The organism is Azospirillum sp. TSO22-1, from assembly GCF_003116015.1.
Classification (GTDB): domain Bacteria; phylum Pseudomonadota; class Alphaproteobacteria; order Azospirillales; family Azospirillaceae; genus Azospirillum.
In genome coordinates, this window is record NZ_LGQZ01000068.1 from 18641 (window position 1) to 30616 (window position 11976).

The window sequence follows — 11976 nt, forward strand, 5'->3', positions numbered from 1 at the left end:
TTACGGTGCCGTCACCTCCCTGGTCGCCGGCTGGTCGAGCTGCCCCCGCAGCGCGCGGGCCAGCTCGTGCCGGTAGTAGGGCTTCTGCAGCAGCGGCGCCTCGATGCGCACCTGCTTGGAGCGGGCGAGCGCGAACTCCGGATAGGCGGAGGTGTAGAGCACCCGCAGGCCCGGCCGCTCCGCCACCGCGGTGGCGGCGAGGTCGAAGCCGTTCATGCCGCCGGGCATGGCGATGTCGGTGAACAGGATGTCCGGCGTCGCCCCCTCGTCCAGCCGCTCCAGCGCCGCCGCGGCGTGCGGCGCCTCGACGACGGTGTAGCCGAGGTCGCGCAGTTCCTCCGCCGCCATCTGGCGCACGCCGTGGTCGTCCTCGACCAGCAGCACCGTCTCGCCGGCCCGGGCCGGCGGGCAGTCGGCCTCCTCGGCCAGGGTCAGCACCGGCTTCGGCGCCGGCCCGGCCGAGCGCGGCAGCAGGATGCGGATGCTCGTGCCCCGGCCGACCTCGCTGTCGATGCGGATGGCGCCGCCCGACTGCTTGACGAAGCCGTAGATCATGCTGAGCCCCAAGCCGGTGCCGCGGCCCAGCTCCTTGGTGGTGAAGAACGGCTCGAAGGCGCGGTCGCGCACCTCGGGCGGCATGCCGGTGCCGGTGTCCGCCACGGCAAGGTGGATGTAGTCGCCGGGCGCGGCCTCGGGGAACACCCGGTCGCCGTCGCCGATGGTCAGGTTCTCCGTCCCGATGGTGATGGTGCCGCCGTCCGGCATGGCGTCGCGGGCGTTGACCACGAGGTTGAGCAGCATGGACTCGACCTGCGCCCGATCCACCACCAGCGTGCCGAGATCGGCCGCCAGCTTGGTGTCGATGGCGATCTCGTCCTCCAGCGTGCGGTGGAACATCTGCATCATGTCCCGCACCATCCCGTTGACGTCGAGCGGCGCCGCCTGCAACGGCTGGCGCCGCGCGAAGGCGAGCAGCTGGCGCGTCAGGTCGGAGCAGCGCAGCGCCCCCTGCATCGCCATGTCCACGCGCATCGCCAGCTTGGCGTCGCCGGTCTGCAACTGGGTCTGCACCCGCTCCAGGTTGCCGATGATGACGGCCAGCATGTTGTTGAAGTCGTGCGCGATGCCGCCGGTCAGCTGGCCCAGCGCATCGATCTTCTGCACCTGGGCGAGCTGCTGCTCGGCCTTGCGGCGGTCGGTGATGTCGAGCCATGTGCCGACCAGCTCGCGCGCCGACGTCGCGCCGTTGCCGGCGGCGCGCACCAGCACGCCCTGGTCGAGGATGTGGCGGTACTCGCCATCCGCCGCCTTCCAGCGGTACTCGATGGTGAAGGCGCCCGACGCCAGAGCCGCCGCCTTCTCGGTCAGCGCGCGGCTGAGGTCGTCGGGATGGATGCGCGACCGCCAGAGGTCCGGCGCGTCGGCGAAGGCCTGCGCCGGGAATCCGGACAGGCTCTGGATGGTGTCGCCGACGAACTGCGGCCCGGGCAGGCCGTCGCTCTCGGTGTTGGCCAGATCGACGCTGTAGAGCGCCACCGGCAGCGAGCGGACGATGGCGCCGCGCCGCTCCTCGACGCGCTGCAGCGCCTCCTCGGCCATGCGGCGTTCGGCGTTGGCGCGGATGTTGTCGTCCAGCAGCTTCTGCTTGATGGCGACCTGCCGCTGCAGCTCCCGCGACTTGTTGAACAGGTCGACGAACACCGCGACCTTGGAACGCAGCACCACCGGGTCGGCCGGCTTCAGGACGTAGTCGACCGCCCCGGCGGAATAGCCGCGGAAGAAGTGCACGTCGTCCTTGTCGACGCCCGACAGGAAGATGATCGGCACGTTGCGGTTGCGCTCGCGCTGGCGGACCATGGACGCCACCTCGTAGCCGTTCAGGCCCGGCAGGTGGACGTCCAGCAGGATCAGCGCAAAGTCGCGCTTGAGCAGGTGGCGCAGCGCCGCCTCGCCCGACGCGGCCTTGACCGCGTCGATGTCGAGGGTGGACAGCGCCTGTTCCAGCGCGAACAGGTTGTGCGGGTCGTCGTCGACGAGCAGGACGCTCGCCCGCGTCTCGGTCCCGAAGCCCAACGCCCCGGTATCCCCGTTGCCGGCGATCATCGATGCAGCCACGCCCGCAGCGTGGCGAGCAGGCGGTCGACCTCGACCGGCTTGGCGATGTAGTCGCTGGCCCCGGCCTCCAGGCACTTCTCGCGGTCGCCCTGCATGGCCTTCGCCGTCACGGCGATGACCGGCAGGCGCTGGAAATCCTCGATGGCGCGGATCTCCCGCATCACCTCGTAGCCGTCCATCTCCGGCATCATGACATCGACCAGGGCGACGTCCACGTGCGCGTTGGACTTCAGCAGGTTGATGCCGTCGCGGCCGTTTTCGGCGAACAGGACGTTCATCCGGTGCTGCTCCAGGACGCTGGTCATGGAGAAGATGTTGCGGATGTCGTCATCGACAATGAGGATCGTCCGGCCGGTCAGGGCGCTCTGCTCCTGCCGCAGCGCCTCGACCTTCTGCCGGTCTTCCGGCGTCAGGTTGGACAGCGGCCGGTGCAGCAGCTTGGCCGTCTCGTCGAGCAGCTGGTCCGGCGTCCCGGCGTGGCGCAGCAGGACGGTCTGGCCCAGCACGTCCAGCTTCTCCGCCTCGGCGTCGGTCAGCGGCTTCTTCAGGTAGACCACCACCGGCAGCGCCGGGTTGCTGTCGCGGATCCGCTCGATCAGCGGGATCATCGCCGAGCGCGGCAGGCCGGAGCTGAGGACGACGCAGTCGAACGGCTCCTTCTCCAGCACGCGCTGCGCCTCCTTGGCCGTGGCGGCCTCGGTGATCTGCACGTCCTCGCCGGCGATCTGCGCCGACAGCTCGGCGCGCAGGTCGGCGTCGCTGACCACCAGCAGCACCCGCATCAGGTCGCGCGCCACCACGCCGCGCAGCGCGGTGAAGGCGGCGCCGAGCTTCTGCAGGTCCACCGGCGTCGTGGTGACGCCGAAGGCGCCGACGTCGCGGCAGCGCTGCCGGCTCTCCTCGGGTGCTATGACGTGCACCGGGATGTGCCGCAGCTCCAGGTCGTGCTTGATGAGTTCGAGCAAGGCCACGCCGTCGATGTCCGGCAGGTGCAGGTCGATGGTGACGGCGCTGGGCTTCACCTTGCGGATCAGCGGGATGGCGCCGTTGCCGGTCTGCGACAGCACGACCTTGAAGTCCTTCTCGCGCGCCAGCTCCATGATCGAGCGGGCGGCGGTCGGGTCGGGCTCCACCACCACCATGATGACGTCGTTGCCGCTCAGGGCCTCGCGGTCGTCGCGGTGGTCGGTCTGCACCAGCACGAAGCGCTCGGCCGCCGCGGCCACCGGGCTGGCCGGCGTGTGCGCGGCCGGCTTCTCCGCACCCGGCTCCAGGCGCATCGGCAGGTACAGGGTGAAGGTGCTGCCCTCGCCCGGCGCGCTGGCGACGCGGATCTCGCCGCCCAGGCGCTGCGCGATCTCGCGGCTGATGGAGAGGCCCAGGCCGGTGCCGCCGTACTTGCGGCTGGTGGTGCCGTCGGCCTGCTGGAACGCCTCGAAGATGATGCGCTGCTTGTCCTCGGCGATGCCGATTCCGGTGTCGGTGACCGAGAAGGCGAGCACCTGCTCCGCCCCGGCCAAGGCACCGTTCTGCGGGTCCCAGCCCTCCGGCACCGGAGCGATGCCGAGCGTCACGCCGCCCGTATCGGTGAACTTGAAGGCGTTGGCCAGCAGGTTGTTGATGACCTGCTGCAGGCGCTTCTCGTCGGTGCGGATGATCTTCGGCACCACCTCGTCCACGGCGATCCTGAACGACAGCTTCTTGTTCTGCGCCACCTGACGGAACGAGCGCTCCAGGTGCTCCACCATGTCGGGGAGCTGGACGTCGCCCACCTCGATGGACACCGTGCCGGACTCGATCTTCGACAGGTCGAGGATGTCGTTGATCAGCGCCAGCAGGTCGGAGCCGGCGGCGTGGATGGTGCGCGAGAACTCGATCTGCTTGTCGTTCAGGTTGCCCTGCGGGTTGTCGGCCAGCAGCTTCGACAGGATCAGCAGGGAGTTCAGCGGCGTGCGCAGCTCGTGGCTCATGTTGGCCAGGAACTCGCTCTTGTACTTGGAGGTGAGGGCCAGCTGCTCGGCCTTCTCCTCCAGCGCCCGCTTGGCCATCTCGACCTCGCGGTTCTTCGCCTCCACCTGCATCTTCTGGCGGGACAGCAGCTCCGCCTTCTCCTCCAGCTCCTCGTTGGTGCGGCGCAGCTCGTCCTGCTGGGACTTGAGCATCTCCTCGGATTGGCGCAGCGAGGTGGCCTGCTGCTCCAGCCGGTCGTTGGTCTTCTTCAGCTCCTCCTGCTGGCTCTGCAGCTCGGCGGTCAGCAGCTGCGACTGCTTCAGCAGGCCCTCGGTGCGCATGGTCGCCGCGATCGTGTTCAGCACGATGCCGATCGATTCCATGAGCTGGTCGAGGAAGCTGCGGTGCGTCTCGCTGAACAGGCTGAAGGAAGCCAGCTCCAGCACCGCCTTCACCTCGCCCTCGAAGAGGACGGGCAGCACGATGATGCTCATCGGCGGCGATTCGCCCAGGCCCGAGTTGATCTGGATATAGTCGCTGGGCACGTTGGTCAGCAGGATCGGCTGCTTCTCGAACGCGCACTGGCCGACCAGGCTCTCGCGCAGCTTGAAGCTGTTGGAGAGGTGCTTGCGGGTCTTGTAGGCGTAGGACGCCACGAGGTCGAAGCTGACCTCCTCGTCCTCGGTGTTGGCGATGTAGAAGACGCCGTGCTGCGCCAGCACCAGCGGCGCCAGCTCGGACAGGATCAGGTTGGAGACCGTCACCAGATCGCGCTCGCCCTGCAGCATGCGGGTGAACTTGGCGAGGTTGGTCTTCAGCCAGTCCTGCTCCGCGTTCTTCAAGGTGGTGTCCTTGAGGTTGCGGATCATCTCGTTGATGTTGTCCTTCAGCGCCGCGACCTCGCCCGAGGCCTCGACGGTGATGGACCGGGTCAGGTCGCCCTTGGTCACGGCGGTGGCGACCTCGGCGATGGCGCGCACCTGGGTGGTCAGGTTGGCGGCCATGGCGTTGACGTTGTCGGTCAGGTCGCGCCACACGCCGGTGGCGCCCGGCACCTTGGCCTGCCCGCCCAGCTTGCCCTCGATGCCGACCTCGCGGGCGACGTTGGTCACCTGATCGGCGAAGATGGCCAGCGTCTCGATCATGCCGTTGATGGTGTCGGCCAGCGCCGCGATCTCGCCCTTGGCGTCCACCGTCAGCTTGCGCTTCAGGTTGCCCTGGGCAACCGCGGTGACCACCTCGGCGATGCCGCGCACCTGGTTGGTCAGGTTGGTCGCCATCATGTTGACGTTGTCGGTCAGGTCCTTCCAGGTGCCGGCCACGCCCTTCACCACCGCCTGACCGCCGAGACGGCCTTCCGTGCCGACCTCGCGGGCCACGCGGGTCACTTCCGAGGCGAAGCTGTTCAGCTGGTCCACCATGGTGTTGATGGTGTTCTTCAGCTCCAGGATCTCGCCCTTCACGTCCACCGTGATCTTCTTCGACAGGTCGCCGTTCGCCACGGCGGTCGTCACCTCGGCGATGTTGCGCACCTGACCGGTCAGGTTCGCCGCCATCAGGTTGACGTTGTCGGTCAGGTCCTTCCACGTGCCGGCAACGCCCTTCACCACCGCCTGGCCGCCCAGCTTGCCCTCCGTGCCGACCTCGCGGGCGACGCGCGTCACCTCGCTGGCGAAGCTGTTCAGCTGGTCCACCATCGTGTTGATGGTGTTCTTCAGCTCCAGGATCTCGCCGCGGACGTCCACCGTGATCTTCTTCGACAGGTCGCCGTTCGCCACCGCCGTCGTCACCTCGGCGATGTTGCGCACCTGGTTGGTCAGGTTCGCCGCCATCGCGTTGACGTTGTCGGTCAGGTCCTTCCACGTGCCGGCCACGCCCTCGACCTGCGCCTGACCGCCCAGCTTGCCCTCGGTGCCGACCTCGCGGGCCACGCGGGTCACCTCCGAGGCGAAGGATCCCAGCTGGTCCACCATGATGTTGATGGTGTTCTTCAGCTCCAGGATCTCGCCCTTCACGTCCACCGTGATCTTCTTCGACAGGTCGCCCTTCGCCACCGCCGTCGTCACCTCGGCGATGTTGCGCACCTGATAGGTCAGGTTCGACGCCATCAGGTTGACGTTGTCGGTCAGGTCCTTCCACGTGCCGGCCACGCCCTTCACCACCGCCTGACCGCCGAGACGGCCTTCCGTGCCGACCTCGCGGGCCACGCGGGTGACTTCCGAGGCGAAGGATCCCAGCTGGTCCACCATCGTGTTGATGGTGTTCTTCAGCTCCAGGATCTCGCCCTTCACGTCCACCGTGATCTTCTTCGACAGGTCGCCGTTCGCCACCGCCGTCGTCACCTCGGCGATGTTGCGGACCTGACCCGTCAGGTTCGCCGCCATCAGGTTGACGTTGTCGGTCAGGTCCTTCCACGTGCCGGCGACACCCTCCACCTGCGCCTGACCGCCGAGCTTGCCTTCCGACCCCACCTCGCGCGCCACGCGCGTCACTTCCGAGGCGAAGCTGTTGAGCTGGTCCACCATGATGTTGATGGTGTTCTTCAGCTCCAGAATCTCGCCCTTCACATCGACGGTGATCTTCTTCGACAGGTCGCCCTTCGCCACGGCGGTCGTCACCTCGGCGATGTTGCGCACCTGCGCGGTCAGGTTCGTCGCCATCAGGTTGACGTTGTCGGTCAGGTCCTTCCAGGTGCCGGCCACGCCTTCCACGCGGGCCTGACCGCCGAGGCGGCCTTCGGTGCCGACCTCGCGGGCCACGCGGGTCACCTCCGAGGCGAAGCTGTTGAGCTGGTCCACCATGGTGTTGATGGTGTTCTTCAGCTCCAGGATCTCGCCCTTCACGTCCACCGTGATCTTCTTCGACAGATCGCCGTTGGCGACGGCCGTCGTCACCTCGGCGATGTTGCGCACCTGACCGGTCAGGTTGGCGGCCATCAGGTTCACCGAGTCCGTGAGGTCCTTCCAGGTGCCGGCGACGCCCTTGACCTGCGCCTGACCGCCGAGCTTGCCTTCCGAGCCCACCTCGCGGGCGACGCGCGTCACTTCCGAAGCAAAGCTGTTCAGCTGGTCCACCATGGTGTTGATGGTGTTCTTCAGCTCCAGGATCTCACCCTTCACATCGACGGTGATCTTCTTCGACAGGTCGCCGTTCGCCACCGCCGTCGTCACCTCGGCGATGTTGCGCACCTGATTGGTCAGGTTCGCCGCCATGGCGTTGACGTTGTCGGTCAGGTCCTTCCAGGTGCCGGCCACGCCCTCGACCTGGGCCTGACCGCCCAGCTTGCCCTCGGTGCCCACCTCGCGGGCGACGCGGGTCACTTCCGAAGCGAAGGAGCCGAGCTGGTCCACCATGGTGTTGATGGTGTTCTTCAGCTCCAGGATCTCGCCCTTCACGTCGACGGTGATCTTCTTCGACAAGTCGCCCTTCGCCACCGCCGTCGTCACCTCGGCGATGTTGCGCACCTGCGCGGTCAGGTTCGTCGCCATCAGGTTGACGTTGTCGGTCAGATCCTTCCACGTGCCGGCCACGCCCTTCACCACGGCCTGACCGCCGAGACGGCCTTCCGTGCCGACCTCGCGAGCGACGCGCGTCACCTCCGAGGCGAAGGAGCCGAGCTGGTCCACCATGATGTTGATGGTGTTCTTCAGCTCCAGGATCTCGCCCTTCACGTCCACGGTGATCTTCTTCGACAGGTCGCCGTTCGCCACGGCGGTCGTCACGTCGGCGATGTTGCGCACCTGGGCGGTCAGGTTGGCCGCCATGGCGTTGACGTTGTCGGTCAGGTCCTTCCAGGTGCCGGCCACGCCTTCCACGCGGGCCTGACCGCCCAGCTTGCCCTCCGTGCCCACCTCGCGGGCGACACGGGTCACCTCGCTGGCGAAGCTGTTGAGCTGGCCCACCATGGTGTTCACGATCTTGCCGATGCGCAGGAACTCGCCGCGCAGCGGGCGCCCGTCGATCTCCAGCAGCATGGTCTGCGACAGGTCGCCCTTGGCCACCGCGCCGATCACGCGCGCCACCTCGTTGGTCGGCTGCACGAGGTCGCCGATCAGCGTGTTGACCGAATCGACGCACTTCTCCCATTTGCCAGTGGCGCCGCCGAGCTTGGCGCGCTGGCTGATCTTGCCTTCCTTGCCCACCACCGAGCTGAGCCGGCCGAACTCCTCGGTCATCTGCTCGTTCAGCTCGACCACGTCGTTGAAGGCCTCGGCGATCTCGCCGTCGATGCCCGTCAGATGCAGCGGCAGGCGGACGGAGAAGTCGCCCTTCTTGAAACGGCGAAGCGCGGCCAGAAGGTCGCGCGCGGTCAGCTCGACGGAGGTCGTCTCGGCCATCGTGATCCTCAGGATCGGCTTGTTCTTGTTTCCCGGTGCCTTGGGGGTGGACTGGCGCTCGTCGGTCATCGGGCGCACCTTCGCCAGATCGGGCCGGTGCGCGCCCGGTGCTGACCGCCTCCGGCCAAGGTCGGATTGCCCCCTCCAGACATGCCCATCCCCATGACGTTACACTTAGGGTTGGGTTGAGAATGTAATCGCACTCGATACCAAGCTCCTCCCTGAAGAGGTTCTATATGACCAAAGCCATAAAGCATAAAACCGGGAGCAATTCGGTATTTCCCTACATCATTTCGGCTATTACCCCGACAAATTGCGGCGCGCTGTCGCGGCGATGATTTGAACATTCGAAGATTTGACACGCGACATCACCGCCGCCGCCAGCAGCAACGTGAACGCGTTCATGGTTGTGAAAGTTTTTATTGCAATCCGGCGGTTCGGGCGGCCAGCACCCGTTCGGCGAGCGCCACGCTGAGCTTCGCCTCGGCGTGCGACACCGGGTCCTCCAGGCCGCGCTCGGCGCGCAGGCTGGCCAGCCACAGCGTGTTCCAGTGCCGCCGCGCCAGCCGAATGAAGGCCGGCGCCGAGGCGGTGTCGGCCGCCGTCAACGCCTCGCGCACCGCGCGGGTGTTGCCGGCGAAAGTGGTGGGGTCGAGGTCCACCGCCGCCGCCACGGTCAGGAACACCGCGTCGTAGGCGAAGCGGGTCGCGGCGCGCCAGTGCGCTTCCCCGGCCTGCGGCGAGGCCAGCGTCTCGCGGGCGAGGGCGAGGTAATGGTCAGGCAGCATGGTCACGGGCGACGAACCTCAAGGCGAGACCGCCGCACAGGTGCGGCGCCATGGTTTCCACGTGGTCGTGCATGGCATCGACCATGGCGGCGAGCCGGACCGTGTCCTCCAGCAGGTCGCGGGCGACCGGGATGACCATCTCGTAGACGATCATGTCGCCGGCGATGCTGGGGTGCAGCGACATCTCCTCCGGCGTGCCGCCAGCCTCGGCCAGCGCGGCGGTGTACAGCTCGCCCGCCACCACCAGCGTCAGATCGGGCACGCGGCGGCGGCCGATGGCCAGCGCGCGGTGGCGCATCTGGCGGATGATGGTCAGCCACTCGTCCTGGAAGCGTTCCGCCGCCTCGGTGACGTCGCGGACCACGGCCTGCACCTTCTGCGGCATCTGCAGCTTGCGGGCCAGCGCCTTGTACTCGCGGATCACCTCGTTGCCGAGGCGCTTGATCTCCGCCTCGTGCTCGCCGGCCACCTCGATCAGCTGCTCGTGCACCGGGAAGCCGTCGGCGGCGGCGCGCTCGGCCAGGTACATCAGCCGCTCGGCGTCGTAGCGCACCTCGGCGATCACGCGGTTGGCGATGAGTTCCATGGTCTGCTCGACGCGGCGCACGTGCTCCGCGTCCAGGTCGTTGCGGCGCTCCAGCACGTTGTGGATCAGCGCGACGTACTGCTGCGCGACCTTCAGCGGCTGTTCGGGGGTGAAGGGGTCGAGTGCGAGACGGGCCATGCCCGCACCCTGCCGCCGCTGCGCCGATTAAGTCAATCTGACCAATGGCCTGTGCACTACGGCCAAAGGATCAGCCCGGTTCGGGCAGGCCGCCGGCGGTGACGATGAACTGGATGATGTCGTCCAGCCCCTGCCCGCTCTTCAGGTTGGAGAACAGGAACGGCCGCTCGCCTCGCATCTTGCGGGCGTCGCGGTCCATCACCTCCAGGCTGGCGCCGACCAGCGGGGCGAGGTCGATCTTGTTGATCACCAGGAGATCGGAGCGGGTGATCCCAGGCCCGCCCTTGCGCGGGATCTTGTCGCCGGCCGAGACGTCGATGACGTAGATCGTGATGTCCGCCAGCTCCGGCGAGAAGGTCGCGGCGAGGTTGTCGCCGCCCGACTCGATGAAGATCAGGTCGAGGTTCGGGAAGCGCTTCACCATCTCGTCCACGGCGGCGAGGTTGATGGAGGCGTCCTCGCGGATGGCGGTGTGCGGGCAGCCGCCGGTCTCCACGCCCATGATGCGCTCGGGCGCCAGCGCGCCGGAGCGGGTGAGGAACTGCGCGTCCTCCTTGGTGTAGATGTCGTTGGTGATGGCGGCGACCTCCCAGCCCTCCCGCATGCGCTTGCACAGCGCGTCGGTGAGCGCGGTCTTGCCGGAGCCGACCGGCCCACCGATGCCGACGCGCAGCGGTCCGGAATGGCTCTTGGTGATCGGGGCGGCGGTCAGGGTCATGAGCGGAACAGCCTCGTGTACTGGGTTTCGTGAATCATGGAGGTCCAATCGACCATCGGCGCGCAGCCGCCGAGGTCGTCGGGGGATGCGCTCTCGGCCCAGGCGGCGACGCGGGCGGCGACGGGCTCCAGCGCGGCGAGCGCGCGCTGCCCGTCGGTCTGGCCGAGCGGGACGAGGCGCACGCCGGCGGAGACGAGGTTCGCCGCGACGGCATGCAGGAAGCCGGCGAGCGCGGCATTCAGCGGGATGCCGGCCAGCGCGGCGCACAGCGCGACGGCGACGGCGTGCGCCGGGGGGCGGAATTCGGCGCCGATGATGGTCTGCCAACGGTCCAGGCCGGGGAGCGGCCACGCGGCGGCGACGGTGGACAGGAACGCGGTGCCCTGGGCGGAGGATTCCAGCGCCATCTCGCGGCTGCCGCGCATCGCGTCGGCGCGTTCGAGCGCCCAGCGGAAGGCCGGTTCGTCGCCGGCTTCGACGGCACGGTGGGCGGTGGCGAACAGCACGGCATCGCTGCGGCCGGCGCCGTGTTCGAGGATGAAGGCGACCCAGTCGGCCAGCGTGGCGCGGTCGCGCACGAAGCCGGCCTCCACCGCCTGCTCGACGCCGTGCGAGTAGGTGTAGCCGCCGATCGGGAACGAGGGGCTGAGCCACGCGAGGAGGCGGAGCAAACCCTCTCCCGCCTCTCGCGCTGGCCGAAGGCCAGCGCTGCCGGCGTCAGGCGGATGCCCTTGGCATCCGCCGAGAGCCCCGGGAGAGGGAGGGGCCCGCTCGGGACGAGCGGGAGGGTGAGGGTTCGTGCAAGGATCCTTGACGTCACCCTCACCCGGCCGCTGCGCGGCCACCCTCTCCCGGGGCGGGAGAGGGTTAGTCATGGTCATGGTGGTGATGCCCGCCTCCACCCGAATACGCCCCCTGCTCCGGCGTGAAGGGCGCCATCACCTCGTGCACGTGCGCGCCCAGCCCGTGCAGCATGCCGACGATCACGTGGTCCCAGCGCAGCCGCACCACGCCCTTGCCGATCTCCACCGGCAGGTGCCGGTTGCCCAGGTGCCACGCGACACGGGCGAGGTCGCCCTCGCCATGGCAGTGCACCTCGGCCAGCCGCTCCGGCGCGGCGCGGACGCGCAGATAGCCGCCGCCCTCCAGGTCCAGCCCGTCGCCCTCGTTCAGCACCTGCGCGCGGGCGAGGTCGAGCAGGAACGGCTCGCCAGCGTCGTCGGTCAGCCGCACGCGGCGGCGGAAGCGGTCATCGTAGGTCAAGGTGACACTGCCGGACGCCTGCGCTTCGGGCCAGGAGCCGGCGGCGTGCACCGCGGTCGCTCGTCTCATGACTCTGTCTTT

The 11976-nt window shown here is 68.3% G+C and carries 7 protein-coding genes; all 7 read right to left on the reverse strand.

Going from position 1 to position 11976, the window contains the following annotated elements; translation table 11 throughout:
• Nucleotides 1-2115 (reverse strand): response regulator, encoded by a 2115-nt coding sequence (locus TSO221_RS17795; RefSeq protein ID WP_146208839.1) that lies wholly within the window; start codon nt 2113-2115, stop codon nt 1-3.
• The gene (locus TSO221_RS17800; protein ID WP_109119860.1) at nt 2100-8471 is read right to left on the reverse strand and encodes a HAMP domain-containing protein; all 6372 of its coding nucleotides are present in this window, start codon (nt 8469-8471) and stop codon (nt 2100-2102) included. Before TSO221_RS17800 ends, TSO221_RS17795 begins: the two co-directional genes overlap by 16 nt.
• 350 nt (nt 8472-8821) lie before the next feature.
• A complete protein-coding gene (locus tag TSO221_RS17805) occupies nt 8822-9196 on the reverse strand; it encodes a hypothetical protein (protein ID WP_146208840.1) in 375 nt (124 codons plus the stop codon).
• Nucleotides 9180-9914, reverse strand: a complete 735-nt coding sequence (locus tag TSO221_RS17810) for a hypothetical protein (protein WP_109119862.1) — start codon at nt 9912-9914, stop codon at nt 9180-9182. Before TSO221_RS17810 ends, TSO221_RS17805 begins: the two co-directional genes overlap by 17 nt.
• A 70-nt stretch (nt 9915-9984) precedes the next feature.
• A complete protein-coding gene (ureG, locus tag TSO221_RS17815) occupies nt 9985-10632 on the reverse strand; it encodes an urease accessory protein UreG (RefSeq protein WP_109119863.1) in 648 nt (215 codons plus the stop codon).
• A complete protein-coding gene (locus tag TSO221_RS17820; RefSeq protein ID WP_199229522.1) occupies nt 10629-11303 on the reverse strand; it encodes an urease accessory protein UreF in 675 nt (224 codons plus the stop codon). Before TSO221_RS17820 ends, ureG begins: the two co-directional genes overlap by 4 nt.
• Nucleotides 11304-11499: 196 nt before the next feature.
• A complete protein-coding gene (ureE, locus tag TSO221_RS17825; RefSeq protein ID WP_109119864.1) occupies nt 11500-11964 on the reverse strand; it encodes an urease accessory protein UreE in 465 nt (154 codons plus the stop codon).
• Nucleotides 11965-11976: the final 12 nt, after the last annotated feature.